Annotated in this window: 17 protein-coding genes; 2 read left to right on the plus strand and 15 right to left on the minus strand. The window is 61.7% G+C overall.

Annotated features, from left to right (window positions below; translation table 11 throughout):
• Positions 1–34: 34 nt before the first annotated feature.
• The 5 genes from GR328_RS04600 to GR328_RS04620 form a co-directional block, all read right to left on the minus strand.
• Entirely contained in the window at positions 35–910 is an 876-nt protein-coding gene (locus tag GR328_RS04600) for an ABC transporter permease (protein WP_160883338.1), read from the minus strand.
• A gap of 12 nt (positions 911–922) precedes the next feature.
• On the minus strand, positions 923–1852 hold the full coding sequence (locus GR328_RS04605; RefSeq protein WP_160883339.1) for an ABC transporter permease: 930 nt from the start codon (positions 1850–1852) through the stop codon (positions 923–925).
• A 23-nt stretch (positions 1853–1875) separates the two neighbouring features.
• On the minus strand, positions 1876–2859 hold the full coding sequence (locus GR328_RS04610; protein ID WP_160883340.1) for an ABC transporter ATP-binding protein: 984 nt from the start codon (positions 2857–2859) through the stop codon (positions 1876–1878).
• Positions 2856–3854: an ABC transporter ATP-binding protein gene (locus GR328_RS04615; protein WP_160883341.1), complete on the minus strand. Its 999-nt coding sequence runs from the start codon at positions 3852–3854 to the stop codon at positions 2856–2858. The genes GR328_RS04610 and GR328_RS04615 overlap by 4 nt, the downstream gene beginning before the upstream one ends.
• A gap of 111 nt (positions 3855–3965) precedes the next feature.
• Positions 3966–5594, minus strand: a complete 1629-nt coding sequence (locus tag GR328_RS04620; protein ID WP_160883342.1) for an ABC transporter substrate-binding protein — start codon at positions 5592–5594, stop codon at positions 3966–3968.
• A 658-nt stretch (positions 5595–6252) separates the two neighbouring features.
• On the opposite strand from GR328_RS04620, the gene GR328_RS04625 reads away from it, so the two are divergent.
• Positions 6253–7161 carry a LysR substrate-binding domain-containing protein gene (locus GR328_RS04625; protein ID WP_160883343.1) on the plus strand — a complete coding sequence of 303 codons (909 nt, stop codon included), beginning with the start codon at positions 6253–6255 and terminating at the stop codon, positions 7159–7161.
• A 229-nt stretch (positions 7162–7390) separates the two neighbouring features.
• Here the strand turns inward: GR328_RS04625 and GR328_RS04630 are convergent, their stop codons facing one another.
• The 10 genes from GR328_RS04630 to GR328_RS04675 form a co-directional block, all read right to left on the minus strand.
• Entirely contained in the window at positions 7391–8344 is a 954-nt protein-coding gene (locus tag GR328_RS04630; RefSeq protein ID WP_425487012.1) for a cyclase family protein, read from the minus strand.
• Between the two features lie 347 nt (positions 8345–8691).
• Complete coding sequence (locus tag GR328_RS04635; protein WP_160883345.1) at positions 8692–9825, minus strand: zinc-dependent alcohol dehydrogenase family protein; 1134 nt, start codon at positions 9823–9825, stop codon at positions 8692–8694.
• Positions 9826–9891: 66 nt separating this feature from the next.
• Positions 9892–10656 carry a glucose 1-dehydrogenase gene (locus GR328_RS04640; protein ID WP_160883346.1) on the minus strand — a complete coding sequence of 255 codons (765 nt, stop codon included), beginning with the start codon at positions 10654–10656 and terminating at the stop codon, positions 9892–9894.
• Between the two features lie 13 nt (positions 10657–10669).
• A complete protein-coding gene (locus tag GR328_RS04645) occupies positions 10670–12145 on the minus strand; it encodes an aldehyde dehydrogenase family protein (RefSeq protein WP_160883347.1) in 1476 nt (491 codons plus the stop codon).
• Positions 12142–12819, minus strand: a complete 678-nt coding sequence (locus tag GR328_RS04650) for an ATP-binding cassette domain-containing protein (protein WP_160883348.1) — start codon at positions 12817–12819, stop codon at positions 12142–12144. Before GR328_RS04650 ends, GR328_RS04645 begins: the two co-directional genes overlap by 4 nt.
• Before the next feature lie 3 nt (positions 12820–12822).
• Complete coding sequence (locus tag GR328_RS04655; protein WP_160883349.1) at positions 12823–13581, minus strand: ABC transporter ATP-binding protein; 759 nt, start codon at positions 13579–13581, stop codon at positions 12823–12825.
• Entirely contained in the window at positions 13578–14648 is a 1071-nt protein-coding gene (locus GR328_RS04660) for a branched-chain amino acid ABC transporter permease (protein ID WP_246215677.1), read from the minus strand. Before GR328_RS04660 ends, GR328_RS04655 begins: the two co-directional genes overlap by 4 nt.
• Positions 14648–15553, minus strand: a complete 906-nt coding sequence (locus GR328_RS04665; protein WP_160883350.1) for a branched-chain amino acid ABC transporter permease — start codon at positions 15551–15553, stop codon at positions 14648–14650. Before GR328_RS04665 ends, GR328_RS04660 begins: the two co-directional genes overlap by 1 nt.
• Positions 15554–15676: 123 nt before the next feature.
• Positions 15677–16990, minus strand: a complete 1314-nt coding sequence (locus tag GR328_RS04670) for an ABC transporter substrate-binding protein (protein WP_170304103.1) — start codon at positions 16988–16990, stop codon at positions 15677–15679.
• A 234-nt stretch (positions 16991–17224) separates the two neighbouring features.
• Positions 17225–18199 (minus strand): LysR substrate-binding domain-containing protein, encoded by a 975-nt coding sequence (locus GR328_RS04675; RefSeq protein WP_160883351.1) that lies wholly within the window; start codon positions 18197–18199, stop codon positions 17225–17227.
• A gap of 291 nt (positions 18200–18490) precedes the next feature.
• Between GR328_RS04675 and GR328_RS04680 the strand changes: the two genes are divergently transcribed.
• The gene (locus GR328_RS04680; RefSeq protein ID WP_160883352.1) at positions 18491–19309 is read left to right on the plus strand and encodes an HpcH/HpaI aldolase/citrate lyase family protein; all 819 of its coding nucleotides are present in this window, start codon (positions 18491–18493) and stop codon (positions 19307–19309) included.
• The last annotated feature ends 3 nt before the right edge of the window (positions 19310–19312 follow it).

Raw genomic sequence — 19312 nt, forward strand, 5'->3', positions numbered from 1 at the left:
TCCTTTCGAGGCTACGGGAGTGGCCGACGAGAGCTCAGCGCACCGTCGGGTCGAGCCTGTCGCGCAGCCAGTCTCCCGCCAGCGAAATCGACAGCGTCGTCAGCATGACGACCAGTGCCGGCGCCAGCATGATCCAGGGGGCGCGCGTGAGATACTCGCGGCCGAAACCGACCATGTTGCCCAGCGAGGTCTCCGGCGGCTGCACGCCGAGGCCCAGGAACGACAGGCCACTTTCCATCAGGATGATTTCCGGGAATGTCAGGGTCATCGAGACGATCAGCGTCGAGGCCACGTTCGGCAGGATGTGCTTGAGATAGATCCGCGCGGGCGTGGCGCCCAACTGCACGACGGCTGCGGCATATCCCTGAGCGCCTGCCGATATGGCGAGACCGCGTGCGATACGGGCGTAGCGTTCCCAGCCATAGAAGCCCATCAGGAAGACAAGGAGCGTCAAGGACGATCCGAAGAAGGCCAGCACCGAAAGGGCAAGAATCATGAACGGCAGGGCAGCCTGAAAGTCTGCCAGCGTCAGAACGAGATGCTCCACGATCCCGCGGAAGCGGGCGGCCAAGAAGCCCAGGGTCGTGCCGAACACCGCCGACAGTGCCGTCGCTCCAAAGGCAATGACGAGCGAAACCCGGATGGATTGCATCAGCCGGGACAGAACATCGCGCCCAAGCTCGTCCGTTCCCAACCAATGTCCGGGCGTTCCCGGAACGGCCAGGCGGGCGGAGAGGTCCATTTTGGTGACCGGGTAAGGCCGCACCCAGTCGGTCAGGAGCGCGACGAGGATCATCAGCGAGAGCCACAGAAGGCTCAAAATGACGAGAAAAGGCACCTTGGTCCGGATGCGCTTCAGCAGCCCCGGACGCGCCGTATTCATTGGAGCGGTCGCGATGAAGTCGGTCATGATCATGGCTCCTCAATGCACGCCCGACTTGCGGCTCAGGCGGGGGTCGAGCCAGCCATACAGGATATCAACTGCGAGATTGGCCAGGACCATCGTGCCCGCGATCACGAGAAGCAGGCATTGCACGACGGCAAGGTCACGGTTGGCGACCGATACGACCAGCAGCCGTCCGATGCCGGGCCAGGCGAAGATCGTCTCGACGACCACCGCCCCGGCGATCAGAGACCCTATCATGAAGCCGACGATGGTGACGATCGGCACCGAGGCGTTGGGAAGGGCGTGCTTCCACACGACATCGCGCCAGCTGACGCCTTTGGCGGAAGCGGCGCGGATATAGGGCTGGCCCAGGACCTCGATCATGGCCGAGCGGGAGAACCGCGCCAGAATGCCGACTCCGCCGATGCTCATCGTCAGGGTCGGAAGGATTCCATGGATCCAGCCGTCCTGACCGCCGGACGGCAGCCAGCCGAGCGTGACCGAAAAGATCAGGACGAGCAGCAAACCGATCACGAAGGACGGCATGGTGAAGCCAAGCACGGCCAGCATGATCACCCCCCGATCGGCGACGCTCTCCCGGTGCAGCGCGGCATAGACTCCCGCCGGAATGCCGATGCCGATCTTCAGGATCAGGGCCGGGACCGTGAGCTGAAGCGTCGTGGGAATGCGCTCCAGGACCAGTTGCAGCGCCGGCGACTTGTCCCGCATCGACATGCCGAAGTCGAGGGACAGGAGCGATCTAAGATACGCCCAGTATTGGACCAGGATAGGGTCGTTCAGCCCCCAACGCTCGCGAAAGGCATCGATCGCCTCCTGTGGAGCGTCGGGCCCGAGCAGAATCTGGGCCGGATCACCGGAGAGGCGCAGCACGCAGAAGGCGAAGGTCATGACCAGAAGCACGGTTATGAAGGCGCGCAGCAGCCGTGAAAGAACGAACGAAAGCATGAGACAGGTTCCTTGAGCGACGCTCACGTCACGAGGGGTACCTCAGACCGATCGAGAAGAAGGCAGGCCGCCGCGCGCTTGCTCTCAAGCGTCCGGAGCGCGGGAATCGAGGTCCGGCAGGGCGGCTGAGCCATGGGGCAGCGCGGATGGAACGCGCAACCGGAAGGTCGTTTGGCCGGGTTCGGCGGCTCTCCCTGCAGGATGATCCGGCTCTTGAGCCTCCGCCCGGGAACCGGCACCGAGGATACCAGCGCCTGAGTGTAGGGATGCAACGGCTTGACGAAAATGTCTTCGGAAGAGGCCTCCTCCACGATCCGACCCAGATACATCACCGCCACGCGATCCGCGATATTCCGCACGACCTTGAGATCATGGCTGATGAACACCATGGCGAGGCCGTGCCTGTCCTGCAGATCGCGCAGGAGGTTCACCACCTGTGCCTGGATCGAGACGTCAAGGGCCGATACCGGCTCGTCGCACACCAGCAGTTTCGGCTCGGTGGCAAGCGCACGGGCGATGACGACCCGCTGCCGCTGTCCCCCCGAAAGCTCGTGCGGGTAGCGTTCTGCCTGATCACGCCTCAGACCGACAGCGGCCATCAGCTCCGATACGCGATCCTTCACGTCGGCTTTCGCGACGAGACCGTGGATTATCAAGGGCTCCCCGATCTGCTCGGCGATCGGCAAGCGACGGTCCAGGGCGGCCAGCGGGTCTTGAAACACCAATTGCATCTGCGCCCGGAGCTTGCGCCATTCGGGCGTTCCACGGGCGGGCATCGGCTTTCCACTGAACAGCACCTGCCCTCCGGCCGCGGGGTCGATCCCGAGAAGAACCCGACCGAGTGTGGACTTTCCTGAGCCGCTTTCTCCGACAATCCCCAGTGTTTCGCCTGCCGAAACCGCCAGACTCACGCCGTCGACGGCCCGCACGAAAGCGGGTTTTGCCAAAAGACCGCGCTGGACTTCATAGACGCGCACCAAGTCGGCGGCTTCAAGAAGGGCAGTCATGCCGCGGCGCTCCCACGGCAATCGAGAACCTGTGGACGCTGCCCGTACACAGGTACCGGATGGATGCAGGATAGCTGGCGACCATCCGGCTGAGGGTTCAGCAAAGGCAGGTTGTCACGACAGAAACCCGTCGCCCGAGGACAGCGAGGGGAGAATGTGCAACCCTGCGGCAGGTTTTTCGGATCCGGCACAGTGCCGTGGATCGGGACGAGCCTTCCGCGCCCGCCATCGAGGCGGGGAATGGCGTCGAACAGACCACGCGTGTAAGGATGATGCGGATCGTCGAAAAGGAGCTGAACCGGTCCCTCCTCGACGATACGTCCGGCATACATGACGCAGATTCGCTCGCAGATATGGCTGACGGCACCGAGGTCATGGGAAATGAACACCATGGCCATGCCGGTTTCGTCCCGGACGGTCCCCAGAAGGTCGAGAATCTGCGCCTGAATTGTTGCGTCTAGTGCCGTCGTCGGTTCATCGGCAATCAGCAGATCCGGTTCTCCGGCGAGCGCCATGGCGATCATCAGGCGCTGACACTGCCCTCCCGAGAATTCATGCGGATAGGTATTGAATCGGCCGCGAGCATCGGGAATGCCGACCATATCCATCAGGCGGATGGCTTCGTTTCGAGCGGTGTCCCCCTCCAGCGCGCGGTGGATGCGAAGCGCTTCGGTGATCTGGCGCCCCACCCGGACGACAGGATTCAGCGAGGACGACGGGTCTTGAAAGATCATCGCGATGCGTCCTCCTCGCACTCTCTCCAAGGCCGCGCGGGACGCTCCGCAAAGTTCCTGTCCTTCCAGAGTCACGGAACCCGTGACACGGGCTTTGCCCGGCAGAAGTCCCAGCGCTGCCAGCCAAGTCACGGATTTCCCGCATCCGGACTCTCCGACCAAACCGACGGCTTCGCCCTTTGCGACATCAAGATCGATGCCGTGAAGGACCTGTGTACCGTCGAAGGCGACCCGCAGGTCACGCATCTTCACGAAAGACATGGCAGACCTCCTGATCCGATGAGCCGCATGATCCGATGGCTCGATGTGCACACGGGCAGAGCGACATGGACTTGCCCCTGGTCAGGGCATCCGCCAGGGGCAAGCCGCAGGTCAGAGGAACCAGTTCTCTTTGCGGAAATCCATCGCGAAGGCCGGAGCGGCCTTCCACTTCAGGGACGATTTCACGCCGGTGAACACTGCATTCTGGTGAATGATCTGATAGGCAGGGTCCTCGCGCTCGCAGATCTCGAGCATCCGGGCGAAGGCCTTCTTCCGGGCTGCGCGATCCGTCGACTTCTGGATGATCTCGGCCATCCTGTTGGCCTCCTCATTGGTCCAGTCCTTCTTCTGCTGAACCTCGCCGTTGGGGCCGAACTGGTTGACGATCGTTGCGACCGGATCGTTGAAGGCGCCGCCAGCCGACCAGTCGCGGACGCCGCGCGGAGCGGAGGCATCATGGATCTGCGCCCAGTTTTCCTTCATCTCGATTTCAACGTTCAGGCCAATCTGCTTCCACATCTCGACCATGATCTGGGCATTGGGGACCTGATTGGTGTAGTAATTGTTCAGCACACGGAAGGGGATGGGGTCGCCCTTGTAGCCGGCCTCCTTCAGCATGCTCTGCGCGAGCTTCGGATCATAGGCCGGCACGTCCCAGCCATTGACGAACATATCCCCATAGAACTCGAACTGGAGGCCTTTCGGGATGTTGGTCTTTCCTGCCCACAGAGCTTCCACGATCGCCTGACGGTCGATCGCGTGAGTCATCGCGCGACGGACCAGCGGATTCTCCAGGACAGGATGGTACTTGTTGAAGGTCGAGATGCGGTGGTTCAGGATGGGAGAGCCCTGCACTTCGAAACCGCTGGCCTTCTCCACAGCTCCGACCTGATCCGGCGGCAGGTCGCACGCAAAGTCGTACTCGCCTGAGAGCAGACCATTGATGCGCGAGGACACCTCCGGCACCTCAATGAAGCGGATCTGCTGCAGCGGCGGGCGGCCGCCCCAGTACTCATCGTGAGCCTCCAGCACCAGTGATATGTCGGGCTTGTACTCGACGACCTTGTAGGGCCCCGTCGTGACGGGTCTGCGTGCCCATTCCGTATAGGACTTGGCTTCGTTCCAGGCGCGGCGACTGGTGATCTGACTGCCGAAGGCGAACAGTCGCCCCTCCAAAGTCACGTCGGGCGACGCATTGTGGAACCGCACTGTGTATTGGTCGACAGCCTCGACGCCCCGCAGGGCGGGCCATATGCGGCGTGCGACGCCGGGGATGGAAGCCGGGAGCTCCTTATCCGTCTTGGGCTTGTAGTCGTCCTCATATATGGTCTTGCCGCCATCCGGCTGCGTGTCCGCGAACATCCGCTCGGGGGAGAACGAGAACACGACGTCATCGGCGGTCATCTCGTCGCCGTTGTGGAACTTGACACCTCGGCGCAACGTGAGCTCGACGGTCTTGTCGTCGAGACGCTTCCATTCCGTGGCAAGCCCAGGAACCGGGCCTTGATTGCCCATCCAGTCACGCAGGATCAATCCTTCCCAGAGATTTGGGAAGAACACGCGCTCGCCCACATTGGACTGCTCGTACCACACGTCGAGCGTGCCGTTGATGGTGATCTTTTGCACCGCAACGGTAATGGAGGGGCGGGCGCTCTGTCCGATGGCAACTCGCGGCAGGATCAGGCTGCCGCTGGCTGCGCCGAGAAGTCCGAGTGCTTGGCGGCGGTTCATCTTCAGCATTCAAATTTTCCTTGGCTAGCGCATCGTTCGGACCAAAGGGCCACGTTCGTGAAAGCTGGACCCGGTTTTCCACGCCGGACGTCTCCGCCTCGGCTCGAAAGACAGCTGGCGGAGCCGGAAACGCGAACCGGTTGCGACGGACTTGGTCCTATTGTGGATGTGCAACGGCTGGATGATATTCAGATGATGGTTTGATGACGCCCGCATCGAAGGCTCGGCGCCGACAGGCGGGGCGCGACCAGGACAGCTGCTCTCGTCCGGTTCCCGACCCCGTCATGGCGATCTTCACCGATCTGCTCGAGATTGATCCCGCAGATTTCCTCGCAGGTGAGGATGCTTTGCCGAGGAGCGTGACGGCTATCGCTTTCCCTCGGAACGGGAGTGCCCAGTGTGCCCCTGCCCTGCTGGCGGGGTTCCTCGTTCGAACGGCAGGTCGGCGAGCTGCTCGAGCGACATCCGTTGCAGGACCGGATGGGAGAGCGGATCCTTCTCCCACTCCTTCTCCCACTCCTTCTCCCAGCCTGAGGGTTCCTCGAGGAATCTCGAGAGGCGCTTGAGCCGTTCGACCAGTCCTGACAGGTTCAACATGCCTATAGGCTGGGCCACTTGCCCCCCGAAGGAAATCGCGTATTTATGCGTCTGAGTATAGGAAATCTATATGCACGTCCTGAACCGCTTCCACCTGAACGGCCTGCGTGCGCTCGAGGCGGCCGCGCGCCTGGGAAGCCTGCGGGCGGCCGCCGAGGAGCTCGGCGTCACCATCGGCGCGGTGAGTCAGCAGGTGCTCAAGGCCGAGGAACAGTTCGGCCATCCCGTGTTCGAGCGCCACCCCAAGGGGCTGAGGCCGACACCCTTCGGGCAGGAGGTCCTGCGCTACCTGAGCGCGGGCTTTGCGGAGATCTCCGCCGGCCTCACCCGCGCCAGCCGCCAGCGCGAGGGCGTGCTCACGGTTTCGGTCGCTCCGGTCTTCGCCAGCAAGTGGCTGGTGTGGCGCCTCCAGCGCTTCCGCGAGCAGCATCCCGACATCCGCATCCGCATCGACGCCGACGTCGCCCTGGTGGACCCGAACACTTCGGACGTGGACGTGTGCATCCGGGTCGGTCGCGGCGACTGGCGGAATGTCAGAGCCGAGAGGCTACTCGATCAGCTCGTGTTCCCGGTGTGCAGCCGAGCCTTGGCCGAGCGGCTGTGGCACCCTCATGACCTTGCCCACGTTCCCATCATCCGTGAGCCGACGCCGATGTTCGACTGGAATGTCTGGCTCGCCCCCAATGGCCTCGATGAAACAATCCTAGGCGACGGACCCGTCTTCTCGGACGCATCGCTGTGCCTGGATGCGGCGGTAGCGGGCCAGGGTGTCTTCCTCGGCTGGGAGACGCTGGCCTGCGATGCCATTGCCATGGGCCGCCTCACCTCTCCGTTTCCGGACCGCTACGCCACCGGAATCTCCTATTGGTTCGTGACTTCCCGGTCGGCGCCTTCCGCTCGGGCAGTGCAAGCCTTCCGCGACTGGCTGAAGGCCGAGCTGTCTACGGGAGTGCGGCAGGACGGAACCCTTGTCCCCTAGGGTTGGGCAAGCGGCGGCGGATGCCTGCGGATCGGCTTCGCCTCGACCACCGCGGCCTGCAGCACCCAGCCCTTCACCCTGATGGCGGTCAGGGCGGCGCTCTTCCACGCGCTCACCACCCTTTTCACCAAATCGCTTCCGGCACCCCGCCGCACCTGATCGCCCTGGGAGACCCGGCACGATCAATTCGGCCGGATCGCAAGCACGCTTGGTCGCCAATTCACCGCTTCTAGCGAATTGCGGTGGGATTGATGATGCTCTGGACGCCGCCCGTCATCTTTGAATGTCCGAGTACGAACATAAACTCGTAGGCGCGGTCGCGCGCGAGTTCCGCCGTGTTGATGTTCTCGAGAATGAAGATCCCGTTCTTCGGAATGAGGATCTGATGGACCTCGAAGATGCCCACTCCCGGCTCGAACGGTATCGCCTCAACTCCCCAAGTGTCTGCCCCGACGGCAATGACGTCCTTGCTCGCGAGGTACTCTGCGCCCTCCTTGCCGAGGCCGGGTTCGCCGGAGATGTAGCGCTTGTCGTCCTTGCCGACGAGTGAGAGCCATCCCGTGTGGAACAGCACGACGTCTCCCTTGCGGATTTCGATGCCCTGCTTGGCTGCGACCTCGTCGATCTCCTTGCGGTTGAAGGCGGTTCCCTCCGGGACGACATCCTTGCCGTAGTGGGCAGCCATGTCGAGTACGATGCCTCGGGTCACGATGTTTGGAATCTTCTCGATTCCGAGCTTCGTCAGACCGTTCGCCTGCACGAACTCGCTGTTCTTGTTGCAATTGTAATAAACGTTATCGACGCCGATATGCCCTAAGCCGTCGATCTGGGTGCCCGTCCCGACATAGCCCATATAGATGTCGTCGTTGTAGTTCGTTTTCGTGTGCCCGAGGCCAACCCCACCTACCTGACCGGGCTGGTTGATCGCGAGAGCCCAGCTCCGGGGGCCGAAGGCCGGTGTCTTGGAATTTGTTTCAACGCCAAGGGAATAGGTCTTGCCTGTCTTGATGAGCTTGGCTGCATTCATCGTCAGCTCTGGGCCGAGGAGGTTTGCGGCGCCGATCTCGTCGTGTGGACCGTATTTTGATTGACACCAGCTCTTTGGATCGCTGGGCTGGGCATTGGCATAAGATGAGAGCAGGCATGCGGTTGCCAGTCCAACCGCAATAAGAGAAGATTTCATCATGTTTCCTCCACGCCTTGATGCTTTGGATGAGCCTTGCCTCGGTGGAAGGGGGCTCATCCTGAAAGGATGCACAAGGTTTGGACGAAATTCTAAGAAAGCTTAGTTCTGGCTGGTATAAGCTGCGCCTATAACGGTGGCGTTACAGAAGACGTGGATAAACTCTCCTCATAAGCCTGACGAGTTTGAATCCGTATCCACTGACGTGGGGTCATCTCGCTTCTCCGGTTCGCTCGAAAATGCTCTGGATCGCCGGCACGAACCTCTCCGTACTTCCGACTGCTTGAATCAGGTTTCGAGCCTTTCACACCATCGTTTTGCGCGATCTGCAATGAGCCTTCGTGAAATCAGTCGAAGACCACGACCTGACGGATTGCCTTACCCTGATCGAGCAGGTCGAAGCCCTCGTTGATCTGGTCGAGGGTCAGCACGCCCGTCAAGAGCTTGTCGACGGGCAGCTTGCCTGCGCGGTACAGGGAAATGAAACGCGGGATGTCGCGCTGAGGCACGCAGGAGCCCATGTAGCTACCCTTTACGGTGCGCTCGTCGGCCACGAGGTTCACGGCCGGAATCGGGAACGTCGAGGTGGGCGAAGCCAGCCCTGCCGTCACGGTCTGTCCGCCGCGCCGGGTGATCTTGTAGGCGGTTTCGAAGGCGGCGACAGCACCGGCCAGTTCCACCGCGTGATCGACGCCTCCACCGGTCGCCTCACGAACGTTCCGCACCACGTCTGGATCCGAAGCGAGGAAGGCGTGGGTCGCGCCCAGTTGGAGGGCGACCTTGAGCTTCTCCTCGGAAAGATCGATCGCGACGATAGGGATGGCCCCCGAGGCCACAGCGCCCAGAAGGGCAGCGAGCCCTACTCCGCCCAGACCGACAATGGCCACGCTCTGTCCGGGATGGACGTTGCAGGTGTTCATTACAGCACCCACGCCCGTTTGCACCGCGCAGCCGAAGAGCGCCAATTCGGCGAAGGGAATGCCCGGCTCGACCTTGACGATGGAATGGCGCGAAATCACGGCATATTCCGCATAACCCGAAACGCCACAATGATGATAAATATCGTGGTGGTCGTGCCAGTCATGCAGGCGGATCTCACCCGACATCAGCACACCCTTGCCGTTGGCCTCGGCACCCGGAACGCACAGGGCGGGACGGCCCTCGGCGCAGGGCAGACAGCAGCCGCAAGTCGGCTGGAAGGCCATCACGACGATGTCGCCTTCCTTCAGATCGCGAATGTTCGAACCTGCCTTGACGACGGTGCCTGCCGCCTCGTGGCCCAGCACCATGGGAGTCGGACGCGGACGATGGCCATTGATCACCGACAGGTCGGAATGGCAGAGCCCCGCGGCCCCGATCTTGATGAGCACTTCCTCGGGGCCGGGCTGATCCAGCTCGACCTCTTCGATGACCAGCGGACGGCTCTCCGCGAAAGGTGCCTTGACCGGTGAGTGCTTCAGGACTGCGGCGCGGATCTTCATCGATTGCCTCGTTGGAACGGTGATCGGGCCCCATCGATGGAGCCCGAAGTCGGTTGCGGATTGGGATCAGACCGTGCGGCCGCCATCGACCGGCAGCAGAACGCCGGTGATGAAGTTGGCGTCGTCTGAGGCCAGATAGAGCGTGGCGCGGGCGATATCGTCGGGGCGCGACATTCGTCCCATCGGAATCGTCGCCACGAACTTGGCGCGGTTCTCAGGCGTATCGGGCAGGCCCATGAAAGCCTCCAGAAGACCCGTCTCACCCATGACCGGGCAGATCGCGTTCACGCGGATGTTGTCGGGGGCGAGCTCCACGGCCATGGATTGCGACAGGATGTTCACCGCGCCCTTGGTCGAGTTGTACCAGGTAAGGCCAGGGCGGGGACGGATGCCCGCCACCGAGCCGATGTTGACGATCGAGCCGCCACCCTTCCGGCGCATCATCGGCACGATGATGTTGGTGATGTGGTAGATCGACTTGACGTTGATGGCATAGACGCGATCGAACTCCTCCTCGGTGACTTCGAGCATGGACTTGTTGCGATGCGTCCATCCGGCATTGTTAACCCAAATATCGGGCACTCCGAAAGCGTCCACCATCCTGGCGACGGCGGCCTCCATCTGCTCACGCGAGGTGACATCCGCGGCAAGAGCCACCGCATCGGCCCCGATCTCGGCCGCCACTCGCTCGGCTGCGTCCGCACGCAGGTCGAGCACGCCCACTTTCGCGCCTTCCTGAGCGAAGAGCTTCGCGATCCCCTCTCCAAAGCCGCCGCCCGCTCCGGTCACAACGGTGATCTTGCCTTCAAGGCGGCCTTTGCCCGTGCTCATTCACACACCTCTCTCAATCGTGCTTCATCACAATGGTCTTGAGCGCGGAGAATTCATAAAGCGCCTCAAAACCCTTTTCGCGGCCATGGCCGGACTTCTTCACGCCGCCGAAGGGCAGCTCGATGCCGCCGCCTGCGCCATAGGCGTTGATGTAGACCTGACCTGCGCGCACCTTTCGGGCCAGACGAACGGCGCGCTTCGCGTCGGTGGTCCAGATGCCGGCCACGAGCCCGTATTCCGTGCCATTGGCAAGCTCAAGTGCTTCGGCTTCGTCCTCGAACGGAGTTGCGGCCAGGATCGGGCCGAAGATCTCCTCGCAGGCCAACACATTGTCGCGCGGGACCGGGCCATAGACGGTCGGAAGCACGTAGAATCCGTCGGCGGGGGCTTTCTCATGCAGGCTTCCTTGGCCGATGACCGGTATGTTGTCCGTTCTCGCGCGCTCGAGAAAGGCCTCGATGCGGCGTTTCTGCTTGGCATTGATGACGGGGCCAAGATCGGGATTGTCTTTGGGAAGGCCTGCTTTCAGCCCATTGAAGCGCTTAGCGAGTTCCGCCGCGACCTTGTCCCATATCGACGCCTGGATCAGAACCCGCGCACCCGCCGAACAGGTTTGACCCGAGTTCTGCACGATGGCCGCCACCACTACCGGGATTGCGGTTTCGAGATCGGCATCCTCGAAGATGATCTGGGGGGACTTTCCGCCCAGTTCGAGCACACAGCCGATGTGGTTTCTGGCGGCAGCGGTCTGGACCATCACGCCCACCTGCGGGCTGCCCGTGAAGGCAATGAAATCGACACCCGGATGCTCGCTCAGCGCAGCGCCTGCTTCATGGCCAAGGCCCGGCACGACGTTGATAGCCCCCGGCGGGAAGCCAGCTTCCGCAGCGAGTTCGGCGACGCGCAGCGGTGCGAGGCAGGCGTCCTCGGCAGGCTTCAACACGGTGGCGTTGCCCATGGCCAGCGCCGGGCCCAATGTGCGGCCCATCATCTGAAGCGGGTAGTTCCAGGGAGTGATGTGAGCGGTGACGCCAAGCGCCTCGCGCTCTCCCGTCACGTAGTAGCCATTCAGGAACGGGATCTGCTCGCCATGAACCTTATCGGCCGCGCCGCCATAATATTCGAAATAGCGGGCAATGGCCTCGACATCGCCGCGCGCAAGCCTCATGGGCTTGCCGCAGTCGCGGGCTTCGAGGGCCGCGAGTTCTTCGATGTTCTCAAGGATCAGCCGGCCGAGCCTTTGCAGCAGGCGTCCGCGCTCGATGGGGCTCAGCTGCGACCATGGGCCGCCGTCATAGGCTGCGCGGGCGGCTTTGACGGCCCGATCGACATCGTCCGGACCGGCGGCCGCGATCTCCGCGAAGATGACGCCTTCGGCGGGGGCTACCACCGGCACGGTCCGGCCGGTCGACACAGGAACCCATTCATTGTTGATGAAGGCTCCCTTGGCAGCGAGGATCTCGGCCGCGCGAGGGTAAACGAAGTTCATGCTTCCATCCTTTCAGTCTTGATGTCGCTGTCGATCTGGCCGCGCTCGATGGTGATGGCGCGTGCTGCGAAGCTCTTGAGCAGGTGCGGGTTGGATTCGGTGATGATGATGGCCAGGGACGGGTCGATCTCGCGCAACTTGCCGAGCGCCTCGGCGTAGCGATGAGCCAGAACCGGGGCGAGCCCCTGGAAGGGCTCGTCCAAGAGCAGGAGCTTGGTCGAAAGCATCAGGGCCCGGCCAAGCGCCACCATCTTGCCCTGACCGCCCGAGACCGAGCCTGCAGGGCGCGGACCAAGGGTCTCGAGTTCGGGCATGACAAAGTATATGCGCTCTAAGCGACGCTTCGTCTCGGACGCATCCAGGCCTGCGACCCGCGCGGGCAGCATGATGTTCTCGGTGATCGTGAAGCGCGAGAAGAGACGCCGGTCCTCGGGCGCGTATCCGATGCCGAGCTCGGGCCGTTTGTGCGCCACGATCTCGCTCAGATTCCTGCTCTCGAAGTGGATATCTCCCGCGGACTGGGTGAAGCCCATGATCGTGCGCAAGAGCGTGGTCTTGCCTGCGCCGTTGCGGCCGACCAGCGCGATCGTCTCCGCAGGGTCCACCGTGAAGGTGATGTTGCGCAGGATAGGGATATTAGCGATGGACGCATGGACATTGTTGAGCTTCAGCATGTCTCAGCCTCCGATCACATTGCGGACCACGTCCGGGTCGTTGAGGACGACCTCAGGTGCTCCCGTGGTCTGGATCTTGCCTTGCGCCCATACGGCGACACGGGTGGCGTAGCGCGACACCATCTCCATATCGTGCTCGACGAAAACCGAAGACACCTTGGCCTGACGGAGTGCGTTCATCAGCGTCTCCATCACATCGAACTTGTCGGCAGAGGCCACACCCGAGGTCGGTTCATCCATCAGCAGGACCCGCGGCTTCAGCGCGAGAGCGATCGCGATATCGGCCAGCTTGCGCTTACCTTCGGGCAATTCCGACGCTACGCGATCGCGCACGTCGGAGCATCCGACCAGCTCGAGCAGCCCCTCCATCTCACGACGTTCGGGCACGGCATGGAGGTTGCGAAGCGGGTTCCAATGGCGTTCGCGCACCGAGACCGCGAGCAACATATTCTCCAGCACCGTCTGCTCGGCGAACAGCTGCGGAATCTGAAAGGCGCGGGCGATGCCCAGACGCGTGATCTGGCGCGGTGGCTGCGCCGTGATCTCCCGGTTCTCGAAGCGTACCGAGCCGCCCTGTGGCCGCAGATAGCCCGTGCAGATGTTGAGGAAGGTGGTTTTTCCAGCCCCGTTGGGGCCAATGATGGCCAGATGCTCGCCCTCGTGCAGCGACAGATCGATGCCGTCTGCGGCGATGATGCCGCCGAAGCGCAGTTTCAGACCTTCCGCTTGCAGAAGAAGCGGGGACGCGGAGTAGTCGCTCATCGGCCCGCCTCCGGAGTCAGGGTCTTGGCGCGGTCGAGGCCTGTGAGGCGCCTGAACAGTTCAACCATGCCGCCTGGCGCCCAAAGGATGATGACGATCAGGGTCACGCCGAGTATGAGTTGCCAGCTGTCATCGAGCAACGCTGCCGCATAGGTGCGCACCGCCTCGAAGACCACGGTGCCACCGAAGGCGCCAGCCACATGAGCCGGTCCCCCGAGAGCCGCGATGAAGACGAGTTCCGACGACCGTGTCCAGAATGCGTGTTCCGGCGTCGCGAGTCCTTGCACCATGCCCATGAATACGCCACCGATCCCGCAAAGCACCGCCGAAGCGATGTAGCCGCCCAGGAGCACCGACTTGGCCGAGAGTCCGACATATTCGAGGCGGGTCTCGTTCGATTTTACCGCACGCAGCGCCTCGCCCATGGGTGAGCGCAGATAGCGCCATACCAGCCAGACGCTCAGGAGCGCAAAGAGGAGAATGACGTAGTAGATCGCGATGTCGAACTCGGCGCGCTTGAGCTCCATCCCCAGAAGCGTAGGACGGCGGATGCGCATACCGTCAGAACCGCCGGTGATGTGGAAGGCCTTCTCGAGGATCGAATAGAACACCATCGAGAAGGCCAGATTGACCATACCGAAGAAGATACCGCGGTAGCGGGTCACGAAGATGCCTACGATCGCCCCGGCCACACCGGAGGCTAGAATGGCGGCCCCGATCAGCAGCAGCATGTCGATGCCACGGAAGGCGGACGACAGGAAGGCTGCAGCATAGGCTCCGATCGCGAAATACATTGCATGGCCAAAGGAGACCTGGCCTGCACGCAGCAGGATCAGGATTCCTAGAACCGCGAGCCCTTTGGCAAGGGACATCGCAATGAAGGTGGTCGAGGTGCCGAACGTGAACGGCACCACAGCCAGCAGCACCGCTACGATGATGAAGGCCAGAAGTTCCTTGTTCATCGCATATTTCTCACGGTGCCTGCGCCGGACTGGCCATGGGGCTTCTGCAGCGGCGGTGGCGCTGACAGCATGATCGGGGAAGGCATCCAGAGATTTCCTGCTCATCAGATTTTTCTCGCTGTGTCTTTACCGAACAGGCCATTGGGCTTCACCAGAAGCACCAGCACCATGATCAGGTAAGGCATGATGACTTCGAGCTCCGGGCTGAGATAGACGGCAAACGCGCGCGCGACGCCGATCATCAATGCAGAGACCGCAGCGCCTTCGATCTGACCGAGCCCGGCCGTGGCAGCGACGGCAAAGGAGAGTACGATCATGTTCGCGCCCATGCCTGTCACGAGCGAGGTCGTCGGTGTCGCTAGCGCCCCGCCCAGTGCGGCAAAGCAGGCGCCGATGACGAAAGTCATGAAATAGACCCGGGTGGCGTTGATCCCGATCGAGGTTGCGGCTTCGCGGTCTTCGGTCACGGCGAGGATCTGCGCGCCTATCGCGGTGTGACGCAGGAAGTGACGCAAAGCGAAAAGAACGACGATAGCGGCCGCCGGAAGGAACAGAACTTGGTAGGCGGTGTAGTTGATGCCTAGGAAGGATATGTTGCCCAGCAGGTTCAGCGGCGTCGACATGAAATAGGGCTGAACACCCCAGATCATGCGCTGCAGGTTCTCGAGGATCATGAAGACCGCGAAAGTCACCAGGAGCTGCAGAACCTCGTCTTTTTTGTAAATTCGTTGAAGCAAGAATCTTTCCAGCATTCCTCCCAGCGCGATGCCGACGACAGTGGCTCCAGCGAACAGAGCTGGGAAGGTAAGCCATGGATTGTAGCCGTTGGCGACAAGCCATTGACCCAAGGTGGCGGCGACATAGGCGCCGATCGCGTAGAGACTGCCATGGGCGATATTCAGGATGCCGAGGACCCCGAAGACCAGGGTCAGGCCGACCGCAACCAGGAACAAGAGGGATGCATATGCTATGCCGTCGAGCAAAGCGAGGACGGCGAAATTCGGTGTCATGAGCATATCTCGATACAGGGGCTAGGGCCGGGAGGAGCTAGCCCGGGGAGAGGCGGGCGACGTGAGACTGCGTCGCAATCACGTGGCGGCCTGCCGGAGCAGGCCGCCATGCCATAGACGAGACTATTGATGGCGATAGGGGGTCGCAGGAACCTTGCTCAGGAAATCCGCCTTGAACTTGGAGATCCACGCCAGCGACTTTTCGCCGACCGGAGCCATGAGGTCCTTGCCGTCATAGATCTCCATCTGATCGATGACCTTGAAGTCGTAGCCATCCCGTTTTGCGGTGGTGCCGACGAGTTGGGCTTCGATAGCCTGGCCGTCCTCACGGATGACCAGCGGGCGACCCAGACCTTTGAAGTTGAGGCCGATCATGGCTTCGGCGATCTGCTCCTTGGTCGGCCATTCGCCGCCATTAGCCTTGATCGCTTTGTCATAGACCGCTTCCAGCGCCGCGAAGGCCTGGACCATGTGAGCCGCCGAGTAGATCGGATACTCGCCGGTGCGCTCTTTGAACTTCTCATTGAAGGCCTTAAACTTCTCGTCGTTGCGCGTTTCCGGATGGAGGAAGTAGTGGTCACCGCGGGCGCCCACGATCACGCCTTCGGGCAGGTCGTCGCGCAGGCGCTGCAGCGAGGACTCGGCCAGCGGCAGGACGAATTTCGAACTTTCAAACAGACCGCGCTGCTTGGCCTGACGCACGAAGGTATCGAGGTCCCCGCCCCAGGAAGTCGATAGGATGACGTCCGGTTTCAAGGCTTGCAGGCGCGACACTTCGGTCGAGAAATCCGCTGCGCCGAATGCCGGGAAGAGTTCGGCGACGACCTTCACGTCGGGACGCTGAGTCTTCAGGGCGTTGGAGAAAATTTCCCAGCTGTCGCGGCCCCAGGCATAATCCTGGTTCACGACCGCGATGGTTTTGAAGTCCGGGTTCGTCTTCAGCAGATAAGCCAGCGGCGCCAGCACTTCGGGCGTGGCATTCGCCTGGGTCCGGAAGACATAGTCGTACTTGTCGTCCTCGAGGATACGCTGAGTGCCGCAATCCCACATGAAGTTTACGACTTCCAAGTCTTCCGCCAACGGGGCCATCTTGTTGCATACGCCGGAAGAAATCGACGCAAAGGTGACATCCACACCCTCGTCCTCGACCAGACGGCGGTATTCGGCCATCAGGGTCTCGAGACCCGCGCCTTCATCGATGAAGTAGAGTTTGACCGGAACACCGTTGATTCCGCCCTTCGCGTTGATTCCCTCCGCAAGAATCTCGGCCGCATGGCGTGCAGGAACGCCGAACACGGAGGCCGAGCCAGAGCTATAGGTCGTAATGCCGATCTTGAGCTCAGAGGGCTTGTCGGCAGCCCAAGCCGCACTGGTCAGCGCCGCAGCGGACATGGCCGCAGCCAGAACGCCGCCCAGGGAAAGCTTGTTGAATATCATTGAATCCTCCCAAACCTGTCGACATCCGGAGGTTTTCCTCCAGACCGACCAATCCTTGGGGGGCCATAATCTTTAGGCAAATTGATTATTTCGCTTGCCCCTATAGAAATTCGTTATAGAAGCCGCAAAAATCAACCAATAAGTTCTATGGCTCGCAGAATTCGCGCTGCCATGGCTCCGCCGATGATTTCAAAATATCGAAACGGCGCGACGCGCCAAGGGCAATTTGCCGGATCAGGGCTGCATCTCGCAGTCTATGTCCAGCTCTTGAGGCGCGACACCCGCCCACCTTCCAGATTTCACGAGCTCCCTGAGCACCTCGTGCGTCAAGGATTCGATCGCCGCTACAGCGTGGATCTTGGGACGGCTCACGGCATGGGCAATGTGGACGCCACGGGTCAGGTTCGGATCACGGATGCGCCAGCTCCGCAGGGAGCCTGCCTCTACTTCCTTCGAGATCGCATTGAAGGGAAGAATGGAGTAACCGTAATCGACGGCGACGAGCTCTTTGATGCTGGCGTAGGAATCGATGTCGATGACGGAATTCAGGACAAGTGTCCGCGCCAGGGCATGACGTTCGATCAGATCACGCAGTCCATGGTTCTGGCTGGGCAATATCAGCGGAAATTGCGCCACGTCCTCGAACGCGAGACTGCGTTGGGCCGGGTCGGGTGCCCTGTTGCCTCGCGCCGGATGGGCCGGCCCGAAGAATACTAGTTCCTCGTCGAGAACATGAGTCAAGCTGATGCCCGCGTCATCGGGTTTGTTGTAGAGTATCGCCAAATCAACCCGCTGCTCGCGCAACCAATCCAGCACGAACCCGCTCATGGCTTCGGCAATGCGCAACTTCATCCTCGGATATCGCGTTCGCGCGGCCATGATCAGCGGAACGGAAAGAATTTGGCTGATTGTTCCCGGCAGGCCCAATCTCACTTCGCCCGCAGGATCGTTCTCCTGCCCCCGGATTTCCTCTTCGACGATTGCGAGTTGGTCCAGGATGATGCGCGCGTTCCTCAACAGGATCTCGCCTGTCTCGGTCGGCACGACGCCCTTCGAACTGCGAAGCAGGAGCGAGGTGCCCAGATGAGCTTCCATGTTGCGCACGTGAAGCGACAGCGCAGGCTGGGCGATGTTCAGAAGCGAGGCCGCCCGCGTAAAGGATTTCTGCTCGACAACTGCTATGAAATAGCGAAGCTGGCGTATGTCCATCGGCCTCTCACTATATATAAAATCTATAGATACCGCCTGGGTAACACATTGTAAATTATGCCACAACGCGGCTGGCCTGGGCTGACGAGACGTTGGCCAAGCCGCGATCCAGCGCCTCCCGATGCTGCTTCCATTCAAGATTGCACATGGTGGCTTTGGCGTCCTGCGGCATGACAGGAGGGGCAAAGGGGAAGCCGATATAATTTTTCTATAATAGAGAAACCAAATGAATATTTCACTTATGCGTTCCGGCCTTTCATCTTCTGGCCCAACCCAGAACAGAGTCTCGACATGAAGAGCCGCCTCGCAGCTTGTACTTTGCCACTTTTTGTCCCCGCAGACCGAACGGAGCGATTCCCCAAGGCCGCAGCCGCGGGCCCCGATGCCATCGTCATCGATCTCGAGGATGCGGTGGCGGCGGAGAACAAGGTCGCCGCCCGAGACGGTCTGGCCGGGGCGCTGGCTGAAACCGATCTGGGAGGGCTGCCGATTTTGTTGCGGGTGAATGCCACCCATGCTGAATGGGCGGTGGACGATCTGGCGGCGGCATCGAGGCTGCCTCTGGACGCGATCATCCTGCCCAAGGCTGAAACGGCCGGAGACATTCTGGCCGCCGGCCGTGCCTCGGGTCTGCCGGTGATCGCCCTGGTGGAAACTGCGCGAGGTCTGAGAAACATCTTCGAGATCGCCGAAGCGGCTGACCGCATTGCCTTTGGATCGATCGATTTCGCGGCTGATCTGAACATCGGTCATACCCGCGAGGCGCTTCTTTTCGCCCGTGCTCAGATCGTTCTGGCCTCGCGCTGCGCCGGCAAGCCTGCGCCGATTGATGGTGTGACTACCGAGATCAGGAATGAGGCGATCATCGTCTCCGACAGTCGGTATGCGGTGGAGCAGGGTTTTGGCGGCAAGCTCCTGATCCACCCGGCCCAGATCGCTCCTGCCCGCCATGGCTTCGCCCCGACCGAAGCCGAGATCGACTGGGCGGGCCGCGTGCTCGAGGCCGCGGCCTCGGGGCTTGCCGCAATCAAAATCGATGAGGCGATGGTCGATGCCCCTGTCATCATCAAAGCGCGCCAGATCTTCCAGCGCGCCGGAAAGGATGTTTGAGCC

This window comes from Microvirga makkahensis (assembly GCF_009830105.1).
GTDB lineage: Bacteria > Pseudomonadota > Alphaproteobacteria > Rhizobiales > Beijerinckiaceae > Microvirga > Microvirga makkahensis.

What these genes read in the sequence shown, in the direction of transcription:
- GR328_RS04605 (WP_160883339.1), bottom strand. Translation starts at nt 1,852, where the DNA reads ATGCTTTCGTTCGTTCTTTCACGGCTGCTGCGCGCCTTCATAACCGTG.
- GR328_RS04615 (WP_160883341.1), bottom strand. Translation starts at nt 3,854, where the DNA reads ATGTCTTTCGTGAAGATGCGTGACCTGCGGGTCGCCTTCGACGGTACA.
- GR328_RS04610 (WP_160883340.1), bottom strand. Translation starts at nt 2,859, where the DNA reads ATGACTGCCCTTCTTGAAGCCGCCGACTTGGTGCGCGTCTATGAAGTC.
- GR328_RS04675 (WP_160883351.1), bottom strand. Translation starts at nt 18,199, where the DNA reads ATGGACATACGCCAGCTTCGCTATTTCATAGCAGTTGTCGAGCAGAAA.
- GR328_RS04670 (WP_170304103.1), bottom strand. Translation starts at nt 16,990, where the DNA reads ATGATATTCAACAAGCTTTCCCTGGGCGGCGTTCTGGCTGCGGCCATG.
- GR328_RS04655 (WP_160883349.1), bottom strand. Translation starts at nt 13,581, where the DNA reads ATGAGCGACTACTCCGCGTCCCCGCTTCTTCTGCAAGCGGAAGGTCTG.
- GR328_RS04620 (WP_160883342.1), bottom strand. Translation starts at nt 5,594, where the DNA reads ATGCTGAAGATGAACCGCCGCCAAGCACTCGGACTTCTCGGCGCAGCC.
- GR328_RS04680 (WP_160883352.1), top strand. Translation starts at nt 18,491, where the DNA reads ATGAAGAGCCGCCTCGCAGCTTGTACTTTGCCACTTTTTGTCCCCGCA.
- GR328_RS04660 (WP_246215677.1), bottom strand. Translation starts at nt 14,648, where the DNA reads ATGAGCAGGAAATCTCTGGATGCCTTCCCCGATCATGCTGTCAGCGCC.
- GR328_RS04625 (WP_160883343.1), top strand. Translation starts at nt 6,253, where the DNA reads ATGCACGTCCTGAACCGCTTCCACCTGAACGGCCTGCGTGCGCTCGAG.
- GR328_RS04665 (WP_160883350.1), bottom strand. Translation starts at nt 15,553, where the DNA reads ATGACACCGAATTTCGCCGTCCTCGCTTTGCTCGACGGCATAGCATAT.
- GR328_RS04650 (WP_160883348.1), bottom strand. Translation starts at nt 12,819, where the DNA reads ATGCTGAAGCTCAACAATGTCCATGCGTCCATCGCTAATATCCCTATC.
- GR328_RS04600 (WP_160883338.1), bottom strand. Translation starts at nt 910, where the DNA reads ATGACCGACTTCATCGCGACCGCTCCAATGAATACGGCGCGTCCGGGG.
- GR328_RS04630 (WP_425487012.1), bottom strand. Translation starts at nt 8,344, where the DNA reads ATGAAATCTTCTCTTATTGCGGTTGGACTGGCAACCGCATGCCTGCTC.
- GR328_RS04645 (WP_160883347.1), bottom strand. Translation starts at nt 12,145, where the DNA reads ATGAACTTCGTTTACCCTCGCGCGGCCGAGATCCTCGCTGCCAAGGGA.
- GR328_RS04640 (WP_160883346.1), bottom strand. Translation starts at nt 10,656, where the DNA reads ATGAGCACGGGCAAAGGCCGCCTTGAAGGCAAGATCACCGTTGTGACC.
- GR328_RS04635 (WP_160883345.1), bottom strand. Translation starts at nt 9,825, where the DNA reads ATGAAGATCCGCGCCGCAGTCCTGAAGCACTCACCGGTCAAGGCACCT.